General features: G+C 53.5%; 20 protein-coding genes. 12 read left to right on the forward strand and 8 right to left on the reverse strand.

What is annotated here, in order from left to right; translation table 11 throughout:
* Positions 1–44 precede the first annotated feature (44 nt).
* The 12 genes from atpE (at position 45) to QPL96_RS18105 (ending at position 11,653) form a co-directional block, all read left to right on the forward strand.
* On the forward strand, positions 45–302 hold the full coding sequence (gene atpE, locus QPL96_RS18050; protein ID WP_012138088.1) for a F0F1 ATP synthase subunit C: 258 nt from the start codon (positions 45–47) through the stop codon (positions 300–302).
* Between the two features lie 68 nt (positions 303–370).
* Entirely contained in the window at positions 371–841 is a 471-nt protein-coding gene (locus tag QPL96_RS18055; protein WP_211285736.1) for a F0F1 ATP synthase subunit B, read from the forward strand.
* 15 nt (positions 842–856) lie between these two features.
* A complete protein-coding gene (locus tag QPL96_RS18060) occupies positions 857–1,393 on the forward strand; it encodes a F0F1 ATP synthase subunit delta (RefSeq protein WP_303288684.1) in 537 nt (178 codons plus the stop codon).
* Between the two features lie 28 nt (positions 1,394–1,421).
* On the forward strand, positions 1,422–2,966 hold the full coding sequence (gene atpA, locus QPL96_RS18065; RefSeq protein WP_303288685.1) for a F0F1 ATP synthase subunit alpha: 1,545 nt from the start codon (positions 1,422–1,424) through the stop codon (positions 2,964–2,966).
* Between the two features lie 75 nt (positions 2,967–3,041).
* A complete protein-coding gene (gene atpG, locus QPL96_RS18070) occupies positions 3,042–3,905 on the forward strand; it encodes a F0F1 ATP synthase subunit gamma (RefSeq protein ID WP_303288686.1) in 864 nt (287 codons plus the stop codon).
* A 55-nt stretch (positions 3,906–3,960) separates the two neighbouring features.
* A complete protein-coding gene (gene atpD, locus QPL96_RS18075; protein WP_303288687.1) occupies positions 3,961–5,355 on the forward strand; it encodes a F0F1 ATP synthase subunit beta in 1,395 nt (464 codons plus the stop codon).
* A gap of 47 nt (positions 5,356–5,402) precedes the next feature.
* Entirely contained in the window at positions 5,403–5,825 is a 423-nt protein-coding gene (locus QPL96_RS18080; RefSeq protein ID WP_117618963.1) for a F0F1 ATP synthase subunit epsilon, read from the forward strand.
* A 148-nt stretch (positions 5,826–5,973) separates the two neighbouring features.
* Positions 5,974–7,338, forward strand: coding sequence for a bifunctional UDP-N-acetylglucosamine diphosphorylase/glucosamine-1-phosphate N-acetyltransferase GlmU (gene glmU, locus QPL96_RS18085; RefSeq protein WP_303288688.1), 1,365 nt, complete (start codon positions 5,974–5,976; stop codon positions 7,336–7,338).
* 30 nt (positions 7,339–7,368) lie between these two features.
* Positions 7,369–9,201 carry a glutamine--fructose-6-phosphate transaminase (isomerizing) gene (gene glmS / locus QPL96_RS18090; RefSeq protein ID WP_303288689.1) on the forward strand — a complete coding sequence of 611 codons (1,833 nt, stop codon included), beginning with the start codon at positions 7,369–7,371 and terminating at the stop codon, positions 9,199–9,201.
* Positions 9,202–10,087: 886 nt separating this feature from the next.
* The gene (locus QPL96_RS18095) at positions 10,088–10,381 is read left to right on the forward strand and encodes a helix-turn-helix domain-containing protein (RefSeq protein WP_303288690.1); all 294 of its coding nucleotides are present in this window, start codon (positions 10,088–10,090) and stop codon (positions 10,379–10,381) included.
* Positions 10,381–10,698, forward strand: coding sequence for a HipA N-terminal domain-containing protein (locus QPL96_RS18100; protein ID WP_303288698.1), 318 nt, complete (start codon positions 10,381–10,383; stop codon positions 10,696–10,698). The genes QPL96_RS18095 and QPL96_RS18100 overlap by 1 nt, the downstream gene beginning before the upstream one ends.
* A gap of 52 nt (positions 10,699–10,750) precedes the next feature.
* The gene (locus tag QPL96_RS18105; RefSeq protein ID WP_303288691.1) at positions 10,751–11,653 is read left to right on the forward strand and encodes a type II toxin-antitoxin system HipA family toxin; all 903 of its coding nucleotides are present in this window, start codon (positions 10,751–10,753) and stop codon (positions 11,651–11,653) included.
* Here the strand turns inward: QPL96_RS18105 and QPL96_RS18110 are convergent.
* From QPL96_RS18110 to QPL96_RS18145, 8 genes are all read right to left on the reverse strand, one after another.
* The gene (locus QPL96_RS18110; RefSeq protein WP_368388924.1) at positions 11,596–11,892 is read right to left on the reverse strand and encodes a transposase; all 297 of its coding nucleotides are present in this window, start codon (positions 11,890–11,892) and stop codon (positions 11,596–11,598) included. The genes QPL96_RS18105 and QPL96_RS18110 overlap by 58 nt on opposite strands.
* A gap of 72 nt (positions 11,893–11,964) precedes the next feature.
* Complete coding sequence (locus QPL96_RS18115; RefSeq protein WP_303288692.1) at positions 11,965–12,465, reverse strand: hypothetical protein; 501 nt, start codon at positions 12,463–12,465, stop codon at positions 11,965–11,967.
* Position 12,466: 1 nt separating this feature from the next.
* A complete protein-coding gene (locus QPL96_RS18120) occupies positions 12,467–12,787 on the reverse strand; it encodes a hypothetical protein (RefSeq protein WP_303288693.1) in 321 nt (106 codons plus the stop codon).
* Between the two features lie 240 nt (positions 12,788–13,027).
* Complete coding sequence (locus QPL96_RS18125; RefSeq protein ID WP_303288694.1) at positions 13,028–13,879, reverse strand: hypothetical protein; 852 nt, start codon at positions 13,877–13,879, stop codon at positions 13,028–13,030.
* Entirely contained in the window at positions 13,863–14,144 is a 282-nt protein-coding gene (locus QPL96_RS18130; protein ID WP_194855006.1) for a type II toxin-antitoxin system Phd/YefM family antitoxin, read from the reverse strand. The genes QPL96_RS18125 and QPL96_RS18130 overlap by 17 nt, the downstream gene beginning before the upstream one ends.
* 164 nt (positions 14,145–14,308) lie before the next feature.
* On the reverse strand, positions 14,309–14,596 hold the full coding sequence (locus QPL96_RS18135) for a HigA family addiction module antitoxin (RefSeq protein ID WP_036148342.1): 288 nt from the start codon (positions 14,594–14,596) through the stop codon (positions 14,309–14,311).
* Between the two features lie 10 nt (positions 14,597–14,606).
* Positions 14,607–14,885 carry a type II toxin-antitoxin system RelE/ParE family toxin gene (locus tag QPL96_RS18140; protein WP_303288695.1) on the reverse strand — a complete coding sequence of 93 codons (279 nt, stop codon included), beginning with the start codon at positions 14,883–14,885 and terminating at the stop codon, positions 14,607–14,609.
* Between the two features lie 147 nt (positions 14,886–15,032).
* Positions 15,033–15,283 (reverse strand): DUF2931 family protein (locus QPL96_RS18145; RefSeq protein WP_303288696.1); only part of this gene is annotated, 251 nt, incomplete at its 5' end.

The raw sequence follows: 15,283 nt of genomic DNA on the forward strand, positions 1-15,283 counted from the left end.
AAACCCTTAAACTGAAAAAACCTAACTGAAAACTGGGAGTTATCATGGAAACTGTAGTTGGAATGACCGCTATTGCCGTTGCACTGCTGATTGGCCTGGGTGCCCTGGGTACTGCGATTGGCTTTGGTATCCTCGGTGGCAAGTTCCTGGAAGGCGCTGCGCGTCAGCCGGAAATGACCCCGATGCTGCAGGTGAAAATGTTCATCGTTGCAGGTCTGCTGGACGCCGTAACCATGATCGGTGTTGGTATCGCACTGTTCTTCACGTTCGCCAACCCGTTTGTCGGCCAGATCGCCGGTTAATCGAGTCGCCAGCCGGGGGCTATACCCCGGTCAGATGATTCTTAACAAAACAGGCGAGAGGTGAAGACGTGAACATTAATTTGACGATGATTGGTCAAGCCATCGCGTTCTTTATCTTTGTCGTCTTCTGCATGAAATACGTGTGGCCGCCTATCATGGCCGCACTGCAGGAGCGTCAAAAGAAGATCGCTGACGGACTGGCTGCCTCAGACCGCGCTTCGCGCGATCTGGAACTGGCTCAGGAAAAGTCAGCACAGGAACTGCGTGAAGCCAAGCAGCAAGCTGCTGGCCTGATTGAACAGGCCAACAAGCGCGCGGCCCAGATTGTGGAAGCCTCCAAGGATGACGCCCGCAAGGAAGGCCAGAAGCTGATTGAGCAGGCCAGGGCCGAAATTGAACAGGAGCGGAATCAGGCCCGTGACGCGCTGCGTGCAGAAGTTGCCGCTATTGCTGTCGCCGGTGCCGAGAAGATCCTGGAAACCTCTGTCGATGCCTCCAAGCACAACGAGATGTTGGACAAGCTGGCGGCAGAACTTTAAACGACGAGGTTCATCATGGCAGAACTGAGAACGCTGGCCCGTCCATACGCAAAGGCAGCATTTGCTGCCGCTCAGGAGCATAAGCAGCTGGCTGAGTGGTCACAGGTGCTGACGGTTGCCGGGCAGGTCACCGCGAACAACGACATTCGACAGCTTCTCGCGAACCCGGGTCTCGAAGAGCAGAAGAAGGCGGAGCTGATCCTGGAGGTCGCCGAAGAAGGCGTCACCGAACAGGTCCGGAACTTTTTCGCTGTACTGGCTGAAAACCGCCGGCTGACTCTTCTTCCTGAGATTGCAGCGCTCTTCAACATGTACCGGGCTGATCTGGAGCGCACTGTTGATATCGAAGTCACCGCAGCTTTCGAGCTGACGGACGAACAGCAACAGAAGCTCGCCCAGGCACTCTCGAAGAAACTCGAGCGGCAAGTGTCACTCGCAGCGTCACTGGACAAATCTCTGATTGGCGGCGTGATTATTCGCACCGGCGATCTGGTCATTGACGCTTCTGTACGCGGAAAGCTGACCAAGCTGGCCGACGCTCTGGGCTCCTGATTTCAGCACAAGGTTTGAGGATATTGGCATGCAGCAACTGAATCCATCCGAGATCAGTGACATCATCAAGAAGAGAATCGAGAAACTCGATATCTCTTCCGAAGCAAAGAACGAAGGTACGATCCTGTCGGTATCCGACGGCATCGTGCTGATCCACGGTCTTGCCGACGTTATGTACGGTGAGATGATTGAATTTGCCAACGGCACCTTCGGTATGGCTCTGAACCTGGAGCGTGATTCCGTGGGTGCGGTTGTGCTGGGCGACTACGAAGATCTGGCGGAAGGCCAGAAGGTTCGTTGTACCGGCCGGATCCTGGAGGTACCGGTTGGTCCGGAACTGATGGGCCGCGTTGTCGACTCTCTGGGTAACCCGATTGATGGCAAGGGCGACCTTGGTACCGAGCTGACCTCCCCGGTCGAGAAAGTAGCACCGGGTGTTATCGCTCGTCAGTCCGTTGACGAGCCGGTCCAGACCGGTCTGAAAGCGATCGACACCATGGTGCCAATCGGCCGCGGCCAGCGTGAGCTGATCATCGGTGACCGCCAGATCGGTAAGACCGCAGTGGCCATCGACGCGATCATCAACCAGAAAGACACCGGCATTAAGTGTATCTACGTTGCCGTTGGCCAGAAGCAGTCTTCCATTGCCGCCGTCGTGCGCAAGTTGGAAGAGCACGGCGCCATGGACCACACCATCGTGGTTGCCGCTGGCGCTGCGGATCCTGCAGCGATGCAGTTCCTGGCTCCGTACTCCGGTACGTCCATGGGTGAATACTTCCGTGATCGCGGTGAAGACGCCCTGATCATCTACGATGATCTGTCCAAGCAGGCGGTGGCTTACCGCCAGATCTCCCTGCTGCTGCGTCGTCCGCCGGGTCGTGAAGCCTACCCGGGTGATGTATTCTACCTGCACTCCCGTCTGCTGGAGCGTGCGTCCCGGGTGAATGCCGACTACGTCGAGAAACTGACCAACGGTGAAGTGAAAGGCAAGACCGGTTCCCTGACCGCGCTGCCGATCATCGAAACCCAGGCCGGTGACGTTTCCGCGTTCGTACCGACCAACGTAATCTCCATTACCGACGGCCAGATCTTCCTGGAAACCAACCTGTTCAACTCCGGTATCCGTCCGGCGATGAACGCCGGTATCTCCGTATCCCGGGTCGGTGGTTCCGCCCAGACCAAGATCATGAAGAAGCTTGGCGGTAACATCCGTCTGGCCCTGGCCCAGTATCGTGAACTGGCCGCTTTCGCCCAGTTTGCTTCGGATCTTGATGAAGCAACACGGCAGCAGCTTGAGCACGGTCAGCGGGTAACGGAACTCATGAAACAGAACCAGTACAGCCCGATGTCTGTGGCTGAAATGGGTACGGTTCTGTTTGCAGCCAACGAAGGCTTCCTGGACGACGTTGATGTCGACAAGGTTGTGAAGTTTGAAGCGCAGATGCTCGACTGGATGCGCTCCGAGCAGAAAGACCTCCTCGACAAAATCAACGAGAAAGGCGATTACAACGACGAAATCGCTGCCGGCCTCAAAGCTGCACTTGAGAAATTCAAGACCACTCAGAGCTGGTAAGAAAACAGGCCTGCGGCGATTGTCGCGGGCCGCTTTTCGTAGCAACGAGTGTCTAACTTGAGAAGGCAGTGAGTTATGGCCGTCGGCAAAGAAATACGTAACCAGATTTCAAGCATCAAGAGCACGCAGAAAATCACCAGCGCTATGGAAATGGTGGCGGCGAGTAAGATGCGCAAGGCTCAGGAACGCATGCAGGCGACCCGCCCGTATGCCGACAAGATGCGCCAGGTAATCGGGCACATTGCCAAGGCGAACGCTCAGTACAAGCACCCGTTCATGGTCGAGCGCGACATCAGGCGCGTGGGCTATATTGTGGTGTCAACTGATCGTGGCCTCTGCGGTGGTCTGAACATCAACCTGTTCAAAACGCTTGTCCGTGAAATGAAAGCGTGGAAAGAAAAAGGAGTGGAAACCGATCTGTGCGCCATCGGGCAGAAAGGGGCTTCCTTTTTCCGGAGCTATGGCGGCAATGTCATTGCGGCACTGACCCACCTGGGTGACAGTCCCAGCTCTGAAAAACTCATCGGCAACGTCAAGGTCATGCTGGATTCGTTCTCCGAGGGCAAGATTGATCGCCTGTACGTGGTGAGCAACGAATTCGTCAACACCATGACCCAAAGCCCGAAGGTACAGCAGCTTCTGCCCCTGCCTCCGAGCGAAGACGAAGAAGAGATCAATAACCAGTGGGATTATCTCTACGAGCCCGATGCCAGGCAGATCCTCGATGGTCTTCTGCCACGTTTTATTGAATCCCAGGTGTACCAGGGTGTGGTAGAAAATCTGGCATGTGAACAGGCAGCCCGGATGATTGCCATGAAGAGCGCAACTGATAACGCCGGTAGCATTATCGACGAACTTCAGCTGGCTTATAACAAGGCGCGCCAGGCAGCCATTACCCAAGAGATATCGGAGATTGTGAGCGGCGCCGCTTCGGTCTGATCCGGCCCACAATCCAACTGGTTTCATTGACTATCAAGATAACGAGGAACCGAGCATGAGTAGCGGACAAATCGTTCAGATCATTGGCGCGGTTATCGACGTGGAATTCCCACGTGACTCCGTACCCAAAGTATATGACGCACTGCTGCTTGAAGGTGGCGAAACAACTCTGGAAGTCCAGCAGCAGCTGGGCGACGGCATTGTACGTACCATCGCCATGGGCAGCACCGAAGGCCTGAAGCGTGGCCTGAAAGCAGAAAACACCGGTAAGGCAATCTCGGTACCGGTGGGTACCAAGACCCTTGGCCGTATTATGGATGTTCTGGGTCGTCCCATCGACGAAGCCGGCGAGATCGGCGAAGACGAACGCTGGGCCATTCACCGTAAGGCACCGAGCTACGCAGACCAGGCCGCTTCGGCTGACCTGCTGGAAACCGGCATCAAGGTTATCGACCTGATCTGCCCGTTCGCCAAGGGTGGTAAGGTTGGCCTGTTCGGTGGCGCCGGTGTGGGTAAAACCGTAAACATGATGGAGCTGATCAACAACATCGCGAAAGAGCACTCCGGTCTTTCCGTATTCGCGGGTGTGGGTGAGCGGACCCGGGAAGGTAACGACTTCTACTACGAAATGAAGGAGTCCAACGTTCTCGATAAGGTTGCCATGGTCTACGGTCAGATGAACGAGCCCCCTGGAAACCGCCTGCGTGTGGCCCTGACCGGTCTCACCATGGCTGAGAAGTTCCGTGACGAAGGTCGTGACGTACTCTTGTTCGTTGACAACATCTACCGTTACACCCTGGCCGGTACCGAAGTATCGGCACTGCTGGGCCGTATGCCTTCTGCGGTAGGTTATCAGCCGACACTGGCGCAGGAAATGGGGGAGTTGCAGGAACGGATTACCTCCACCAAGAACGGCTCCATCACCTCTATCCAGGCGGTCTACGTACCGGCGGATGACCTGACGGACCCCTCGCCTGCGACCACCTTTTCGCACCTGGATGCGACCGTGGTACTGAGCCGTGACATCGCTTCCAAGGGCATCTACCCGGCGATTGATCCGCTGGACTCCACCTCCCGTCAGCTGGATCCGCTGATCATCGGCCAGGAGCACTACGGAGTGGCCCGTGGCGTGCAGACGAACCTGCAGCGCTACAAGGAGCTGAAAGACATCATCGCCATCCTGGGTATGGACGAACTGTCAGAAGAAGATAAACTGACAGTAGCCCGTGCCCGTAAGATCGAGCGTTTTCTGTCCCAGCCGTTCCACGTTGCTGAAGTTTTCACCGGTTCGCCCGGTAAGTACGTTTCCCTCAAGGAAACCATCAGCAGCTTTAAGGGCATCCTCAATGGCGACTATGACGAATTGCCCGAGCAGGCGTTCTACATGGTTGGTACCATTGAGGAAGCGGTCGAGAAAGCGAAGGAAATGAAGAGCAAGGCAAAGAGCTAATCTGAGCCGACGCACTTGTTTCCGGATCGATCAAAGAGGCAACTGACATGGGTATGACCGTGCATTGTGATGTGGTAAGTGCCGAAACAAAGATCTATTCCGGATTGGTAGAAATGCTGATCGCTGCGGGCTCTGAAGGTGACCTGGGTATTGCCCCGGGTCACACCCCGCTGCTGACCGAGCTGAAGCCGGGTCCCATCCGGATCATCAAGCAGGGCGGTGAAGAAGAGATTCTTTACGTGTCTGGCGGCTATCTGGAGGTCCAGCCCAATCTGGTGACTTTGTTGGCGGATACCGCGGTTCGTGCAAAGGATGTGGACGAAGCAGCCGCACTTGAGGCTCAGAAAGAGGCCGAGAAAGCACTTGCCAACAAGACCGGTGAATTCGAGTACTCCCGTGCTGCTGCAGAGCTGGCTGAGGCTGTTGCCCAGCTTCGTACCATCCAGCAGCTGCGTAACAAAATGCGTTAAGCATTTCCGTTTCGGGTGTGCCGAACACCGAAGCCGCATCCTGAGCGGCTGGTAGACCAACGCCCGGCGTTGGACCTCCGGCCCTGAGGAATGCGGTTTTTTATTTTCCCATTCAAGACATTCCATACACCGGGAGCCTGACCATTCGATGAGCCCGCTACACGTTGTCATTCTGGCCGCCGGCCAGGGTTCCAGAATGAAATCCGCACTGCCCAAGGTTCTCCATCCGGTGGCTGGTCGCCCCATGCTTCATCATGTGATTGCCACTGCAAAACAGCTGGGCGCCGAAAAGATTCACACCGTTATCGGGCATGGCGCCGACAGGGTTCGGGAAACCACTAGCGAGGCCTCGGTGAACTGGGTGACCCAGAGTGAGCAGCTGGGTACCGGCCACGCCGTTGCCCAGGCGTTACCAGATCTTCCGGATGACGCCCGGGTTCTGGTACTTTATGGCGATGTTCCCCTTACCCGCCATAAAACCCTTGAGCGTCTGGTGGGCACGCTGGATGACAAAACCCTTGGTCTTTTGACTGTCACCATGGATGACCCCCGGGGGTATGGCCGCATTGTCCGCAATCCGGAGGGCAAGGTCGTTTCGATCATCGAGCAGAAAGACGCCTCCCCGGAACAGCAACAGATCCGCGAGGTCAACACAGGCATTCTTGCGGTTTCGGCAAAGTATCTGAAAACCTGGCTGCCGGCGCTGTCCAACAGCAACGCCCAGGGCGAGTACTACCTGACCGATATCATTGCCATGGCGGTGGAGCAGGGCCTGAACGTTTCGGTTTCCCAGCCCAGGGACCCCTACGAGGTACAGGGGGTCAACAACCGCCTTCAACTGGCTGAACTGGAGCGCTGGTTCCAGCGTCGGGAGGCAGACCGGTTGATGACCGAAGGCGCCACTTTGGCTGATCCGGCGCGGATTGATGTGCGCGGAGAGCTGACCATCGGCAACGATCTGTGGATTGATGTGAACGTGGTTTTCGAGGGCAGGGTCACGCTGGGCAGCAATGTGTCGATCGGGCCCGGTTGTGTGATCAGGGATGCGACCATCTCCGAGGGCGCTGACATCAAGGCTAACAGCGTGATTGAAGGTGCTATGATCGGTGCCAATGCCCAGATCGGGCCGTTTGCCCGTATTCGTCCCGGTACTGAACTGGCCGCCAACACCAAGGTGGGAAACTTCGTTGAAACCAAAAAGGCCGTGGTCGGCGAAGGCAGCAAGATCAACCACTTGAGCTACGTTGGCGATGCCTCACTGGGCCGTAATGTGAATGTGGGTGCAGGAACCATCACCTGTAATTATGATGGTGTGAACAAATACCGGACGGTGATCGGTGACGGCGTTTTTGTGGGTTCCAATACCTCCCTGGTGGCGCCGGTGACGGTCGCGGCAGACGCCACCATCGGAGCCGGTTCGACCATTACCCGGGATGTCGCGGACAGCGAACTGGCCGTGGCCCGTGGCCGGCAGCGCAATATCTCCGGCTGGGAAAAGCCGAAGAAACACTGACTCAAACGACCAACAGGCAGGTAGAACAGCATGTGTGGAATTGTAGGCGCGGTTTCGGAACGGGACGTTCAGGGCATCCTTCTTGAGGGTCTGCGCCGCCTGGAATACCGGGGATATGATTCTGCCGGAATGGCGGTGGTGGATGGCGGCACCGTTACCCAGCGGGCCCGGGAAGTTGGCAAGGTAGCGTCGCTGGCCGAGGCCATCGAGGCCAACCCCCTGGCGGGCCACCTTGGTATCGCCCACACCCGTTGGGCCACCCACGGCGAGCCGTCACAGGTTAACGCCCATCCCCACATGTCAGGTGACCGTCTGGCCATTGTCCACAACGGTATCATCGAGAACTATCAGGAACTTCGGGATGAGCTGAAGGCGGACGGTTTCGAGTTCACGTCACAGACCGACACGGAAGTTGTGGCTCATTTGATTGAACAGTATTTCCGGAGGCACGGCAAATTGTACGACGCCGTGAAAGCCGCCATTACCCGTCTGCGCGGTGCTTACGCGCTGGCAGTCGTACACGCCGACGAGCCCGACCATCTGGTGGTATGCCGGGAAGGCAGCCCGCTGGTGATTGGTGTGGGCATCGGCGAGAACTTCATCGCCTCCGACCAGTTGGCTTTGCTGCCGGTGACGGATCGCTTTATGTTCCTGGAAGAAGGTGATATCGCCGACATCCGTCGGGACGCGGTGACCATCCATGATCGCGAAGGAACTCCGGTCGAGCGCCAGGTCATCCGCTTCGAACACGGTTCCGATTCGGCGGAAAAGGGCGAGTACCGGCACTTTATGCTCAAAGAAATCTACGAGCAGCCAGCCGTGATCAAGGCCACCATGGCCGGACGCATCACCGATAGCCGGGTACTGGAGCAGGCGCTAGGCACCGACGCCGCCAACCTCCTGGAAAAAGTTAATCATGTACAGATCATCGCCTGTGGCACCAGCTACCACGCTGGTATGGTCGCCCGTTATTGGATTGAGGAGTTGGCTGGCGTTCCCTGCTCGGTCGAGGTTGCCTCGGAATTCCGCTACCGCAAGCACGTGATCCAGCGCGACACCCTGTTCCTGTGCATATCCCAATCGGGCGAAACCGCCGATACCCTGGCCGCACTGAGGCAGGCAAAACAGGCCGGTTTCCGGGCTGCGCTGGCGATCTGTAACGTACCCGGCAGCTCCCTGGTGCGCGAATCAGACCTGGTGATCATGACCCAGGCCGGACCCGAGATTGGCGTGGCTTCCACCAAGGCCTTCACCACTCAGTTGACCGCGTTGCTGATTTTCACCCTCGCACTGGCTCGCCACAATGGTCTGCCCGAAGAGCAGGAAGCAGAGATCGTTGAAGCGATTCACCTGCTGCCCGGACAGGTAAGCGACGTTCTGGCCCTCGATGGTGAAATTGCAGAGATGTCCAAAGCGTTCATGGATAAAAACCACAGCCTGTTCCTGGGCCGGGGCTCACAGTTCCCAGTTGCGCTTGAAGGCGCCCTGAAACTCAAGGAAATATCCTACATCCACGCCGAAGCCTATCCGGCCGGTGAACTCAAGCATGGCCCACTGGCCCTGGTAGACAGCGAAATGCCGGTCGTCACCGTAGCGCCGAACAACGACCTGGTAGAGAAGCTCAAATCCAACCTGGAAGAAGTCCGCGCACGGGGCGGTGAGTTGTTTGTGTTCGCGGACCGGAAGGCCGATGTGAAGCCGGAAGAGGGCGTCCATGTGATGCAGCTTCCTTCAGTGCACCCGATTACCGCCCCGATTGTTTACACGGTTCCACTGCAGTTGCTGTCTTATCATGTGGCCGTGCTCAAAGGCACCGATGTGGACCAGCCCCGCAATTTGGCGAAAAGTGTGACGGTAGAATGAATCGCCATTGGTCAGGCAAGAGGTTGCCAGAGGACATTAAAGTTTGATAAATAACATTAAAATTTGATGCTTTACATTAAAGTTTGATCAAAATGGGCCCCCTGCTATTCTCCAGTGAGCAGGGGGCCTTTTTGATGAACGACGCTAATAAACCAATAGATCGGAAGCACGAAAAGTTACTGAAAACTCGGGGACAAGGCACGGGGAAAGACTACGAACCGTTCATCAAAGTCCATGAGATCAGCAGCTCTGGTGAGAGTGTTCGAATCCGCAGTGCCTCGGTCGGAAGAGTGCATCACTTGCTCTCCGGTATTGAGCTTCTTGCCTTCTTAGTCTTTGATCAATTCGAACAAATGATCGACATACGTGAACAATACCCCCTCCCGATAAACGACACTCTCGATATCTGTTCACGATTAGGCATCAGGCATCCATAACTTTGTTGCTTTGATGTTTCAGAGGCTGAGTGTGGGCCGGTGACCTTCGATTGTTGATTAGTGTACCGATTTCTTGTCCAACCGTGGCGTCCTTACTAAAAGTCAGGCCTGTGTTGAGAAGAACGTCCATGCCTTTCTTCTGATTCAGGTACTTCGCGGGATGATCTTCATAGGTTAATCAAAAGAGAGACACACCGATCCGGACGGGGCCTTATGGGATCAGCGACTCTCTGAGTCACAAAGAGAAAGACCAACGGATTAGAGCCCCAGAGAGCTTCTGGAGTGTTGAGCGTGGCTAACTTCCACATGTTCGAACACTAAAATGCAGAAAAATCCACTTTTAGACCCTAAAAACCATTTTAGTGCTGACAGTGGCAGATATCGGCACTATAATGTTTTAAATGTGTTAAATAGCTGGTTCTAGATCAGTAAAGTGAGCAGGGTCAGTCATGAAATCAAAGCAAGGTCTTCTGGAAGCATTGAATGAAGAAATCCAGCGATTGCAAGCATTGGCGAATCAAATCGAGTCTTCAGATGAACCGGATTTGAGGCCAGTATCTGAACTGGCAGACATCATGAAGTCTCGCAGGGATTCGCTCACGTTGAGCTCAGGAGAAGTGGGCGACCTCTCTGGCGTGTCAGGCACAACAGTTAGGGCCATGGAAAAAGGCGGAAACCCAACAATTAAGAGCCTTCAGGCCGTTGGAAAGGTGCTTAATTTTAAGCTTTGGATTGAAGTGTGATGCGAGCGCAAGTGAAGATGTATGGTGTACCGGCAGGCATACTGGAACGAAGCGGAAGTACTGTTATTTTCCAGTATAACAAACGCTACCTGCAACTCCGCCAGCCCCCACTGAGCCTAAGCTTGCCCTTGCGAAAAGAACCTTTTGTATCTGAGGGGCTTCCGCCCTTTTTCAGCGGGCTGGTAAGTGAAGGCTGGCTCAAGCGGGTACAGGCTAGAGAACAACGTATAGACCCTGAAGACAACTTTTCGCTGCTGGTACACAATGGCGAAGATCTCCCTGGAGCCGTGAGCATTGAACTGCTTGATATGCCTTAAAACTCTGCCCGAGACAGCTACATCTTCATACCATGGTTACTGCCTGGATCGGATGTTCGGAACCCGCAAGCTGAGTCTTGAGCTGGCCGAAAGCCGTAGCGACCTAGTGACCTCAATGCCGAAGAAAACACATGGTTTCTCCATTAGTGGCGTGCAGATGAAAGCGCAACTAAAAATTGAGAAGGGCGAGCTGAAGCTTGTCGATCATGGGGGGCAGTTCATCATGAAGCCCTCGCCGGAAGAGTACCCGAACGTTGCCGAGAACGAGCACGCTACGCTAATTCTGATGGGAAAAGTCGGCTTCCCAGTACCTCCTTGCGGCCTGCTGAAATTAAAAGACGAGCACCTGGTCTTCGTCATCCGGCGTTACGACCGGGACTTCGAGACTGGCGAGAAAATCCATCAGGAAGATGCGATGCAGGCACTGGGCATAACAAATTCCGATTCGTCGCAGAAATACACTGCCGCTAGCTATCAGAGGGTAATAGAACTTGTTGTTGAGCACGCGGGTGTGGCTGTGGCAGCGGAACTGCTCGAACACATTGCATTCAGCTACTTAGTAGGCAACGACGACCATCATTTGAAGAATATCAGCTTCCTGTTTGATCCAGTCTTCAAATTAACACCTTGCTATGACGTCTTGGCTTCTGCGCTATACGGGGTCTCAAGCATAGAAAGCCCGTTAGCGCTTCCTATGCTTAATGAGGGAGAACCAAAGTACTACCGAACCATGGGTAACGGGTTCTACGCTGGATCGGATTTCTTGGAGCTCGGTATCAAATCTGGCCTGCCTGAAAAAGCGGTTAAAAAACGACTTCACGCGCTGACGAATAAGGTTCGTAAAGAGGCGAGCGGGATAATTAACGCCTCATACATGCCAGAGAGCATGAAAGCGGACTACGTTGAACTCGTAACACAAAGGCTCTCATTTATGGACGTGATGAAGGTCGAATGACATACACGAATCTGCAGTCCGCTAAGTTTGCTCGGACGCCCCGGAATCGGTTTGGCCTTGAGGGCATCAAAACCACCTTCCCGGTGGAGCGCAAGCCACTCGTAAATCCGGGCCCGGCTCATTCCAAGTGCTTTAATAACCACTTCTGGACTTTCCCCTTCCATCACCCGCTGAACAGCGCGAATGCGAAGGGCTTCGAGGGTTTTATGATCCAGGTTACGACCATCAGTCTGGCGCATGAGTGACAATATCCGATAAGCTTTGGGAGAACATATCACATTATAAATAATGTTCGCTTACTTTTGTACTGCTTAGTAACTATCGCCGGACTCAAAAATTGAGTACAACTCTTCTGGACTCAGGAAGTCACTATCAATTTTTATAATTTCGTCATTAGGAAGCACTCTGAATACAAAAGTTCCGGTACGCTCAGTAATGAAATAGTAATGGTCTAGTCCATTGATTTTCCAATGTCCTGTGCCTGAACCAGAAGTGAATGCATCCCTAAAAGCTTCCAGCTTATACTTATCACAAGAACTACGGGTGCCATCCTTTTGAATTACAGCACTAAAAAATTCTGAATAATTACAATCACCCTTCTCGATAGATTCAGAGTTGGAAAAAGCTAAATACTTTTTCCCTTTTTCGCGACTATATTTAAAAACCAGAAAATTTTCGCTGTCACCTGTAGCTCCAACTTCTTCTACTCCACTGGGAAGATAGTATGACTCCCCCTCATATCTAAGGTGGACTGACTGGCTACTGGCGCACCCCGAAATCAAAATTACCAATAAAATAAAATATACTTTCATTTTATATCCATATTAATGCAAGTTTTACTTTTGACTTATACAAGGATGCGACTCTTGCACGACAGGACTCATACACAGAAGTGTCACCGACAGCTATATCTTTGCCGATTTTAGCCAATTGCTTAGCTATATATTTTAGACCGGGCTTGCCAGTTGCAGGAGAAGGCACCATGTCCATTGATGCTGAACAGGACTGGGCTTCTTGCAGCGCGAAGTAAACTACCTCGGCAGCCTCATCATTTACAGAGTGCGAGGCGGCTAGCCCATCACCCCAGAAATAATTAATAACTACCGCAATATACTCTCTTTCTTCTGAGTTCATCTGAACCTCCTTTTCCAGTTGTGCGAGCCATCCAGACTCCATTTTGCCGACATGATATTACTTTTTCTCGAGCCTCGTGGCAATTTGTAACGCCGAAGCACAGCGGCGACCTTGGAGTGGCGACGAAGGAGCCACGGAAAGGGCGTCCGGCGGCCATCGGCCGCGAACTGCTGCGACTTGTTAGAAAACAACCAATCTAAAACCTGGGTTCTAATGTTGAAATTCGTCTTGCTTGATACGCTAGCGCTTCACGATCATCAAAATCGAGGTATTAGGAATCACGACTGTCGCAGAGCCAGCTTCCCCGGAAACACGTACCTTTGTGTTGTTCCCGATCCCCGTAAATAGTATGTCCGCTTCTTTAATTTCACAAAGACCGTCACAAGCCAAACCTTCGATATAACCATCTTCCCTCAACGAGGAGAGCGCAGCCCCATATTCCTTCTGTTCGAGGAACAGGCCAACTTTTATTTGTCGCACACCCATGGTTTCAAATGTGGTTCGGGTAATCCCACCGCCGGCTTGAGCAAAGTAAATCGGAGCTAGATATATACCTGCTACAAGTACAAACTTTATAACGCTTCCCGGAATCGGCTGGCGCGAGAAAGGCCGACCACTGGGGTCCACAACAATGCCATCGTCTTTTGGTTTACGGGAGAGTTCATCCAACAGTGCGTACACGAGACCGATTATCAATAACGTTCCAACGATATTGACTAAAGGGTGGCCTGTCCAAATTGCTATGGTGAAAATGGCAATATTAGCAATCGCGCCACCTCCGAGTGTAAAAAGCCTATCCTCCTTCACTAGAGGAAGGTACAAGACATTTTTTCGCCTAGTCTTTTCTAGCAGCCAGTTTACCGGCTTTGCCGCAATTCCCACCCAAAAAATAGTGGCCAAAAAAAACACGAACGCAATGATCGAGTAATAAAACCCAAATACAACGATGACCCAGACAAAAAAGAGGGTATCTGATGCAGTTAGTCCCGAAGGATAGTGGCGTATAGTTCCGCTGTAGTAGATAACTAATACAGCGCCAAGAGCCATACCAGCGCAAGCGGGGACCAAACAATCTTCATCGGGCCAGCCCACTCAGAACCCGAGCCTTCGCGTCTTCATGCGCAATACCATCCCCGGAGGCTATTTGTTCTTCCGCCTTATACACCTCTTCTAGTATTTCCAGACGTTCTTGCATCTTCTCGTACTCGTGAACATCCACCAGTACAGCAACGCCACGACCTCTTTGTGTCAGCACCATAGGACGGCGGTTTTCATGGAGCTGCTTTACAAATGTGGCTACCCCTGCCCGAAATTCAGACAGAGGGCGGATATCTTCATCTACTCGAACCCTTGACATGGAACCCTCCTCAGTACGTTTAAACGTACATTAAAGGGTACGGCATTGCCTAGCACTAAACAAGGTGCTCAAGAGAAGGAACATAACGCCCGCCATCACCGGTGGCAAAACCGGAGCGAATTGGAGGTTTTGGCATCCGGTGCATGGCTTGGTTATGTGCTGCTCTAGGCCGCAACAAGTTTTTTCACGTTGAGCTCTTTGCGATGCTGTTCGGCGTGCCAGAGCTCATATTGGGACTGCTGATTAAGCCAGCTCTCTGCCGAGGTATCAAAAGCAATAGAGAGCCGGATAGCCATTTCGGGACTGATACCGGCCTTGCCGTTCAGCACCGCACTCAGAGTTTTACGGCTAACGCCCAACGCCTCTGCCGCCGCTGTTACAGATAGGCCTAGGGGCTCAAGACAAAGCTCTCGCAATACTTCGCCCGGGTGTGGAGGGTTGTGCATCAACATTGGCGGTACCTCAGTGATAATCTTCGTAGTTTACAATCTCAGCATCTCCGTCCTCGAATCGGAAGGTTACTCGCCAGTTACCGCTGACCGTCACTGACCAGATTCCGACGCGACTGCCAGATAGCTCATGCAACCGAAGACCTGGTAAGTCCATATCTTTGGCATCTGACGCTGCATTTAATCTACCGAGAATCAGCCGAAGCCTCTTTACATGAGCGGCCTGTATCCCTGCGGTGCTGCCTGACTTGAAGAATTTGGCCAAGCCTTTGTGCTTGAAGCTTCGAATCATTCCCTGAATGTACCCTGTAACGTATCAGGTGTCAAAGCACATAACGCCCGCCATCACCGGTGGCAAAACCGCAGCGAAGCGGAGGGTTTGGCATCCGGTGCATGGCTTGGTTATGTGGTGCCTGTCTCACAAGTCAAATGCACCGATTTACCAACCGCCGTACCGTATTCCATTTTTCCGAAGAAACTCTCCCTCTCTTTCAAGGTAACTTTGCGTACGACGAGTATAGTCTTCCCCTTCCTTTCTGTGATCGTAGGGTTTTGCTTCGTAACGACCTACCTCAATCGCATTTTCCGCCCCGTTCATTATCCAGAGAACCACCGTTCCTCCCGGCGCTAGGCCAAGAACCAATGTGTCTCTGGGTTCAATCATTGTTTTACCATATCTTTCATACGGCG

Origin of the sequence: Marinobacter sp. SS8-8 (genome assembly GCF_030540945.1) — a bacterium.
In the GTDB taxonomy this organism is placed as follows: domain Bacteria; phylum Pseudomonadota; class Gammaproteobacteria; order Pseudomonadales; family Oleiphilaceae; genus Marinobacter.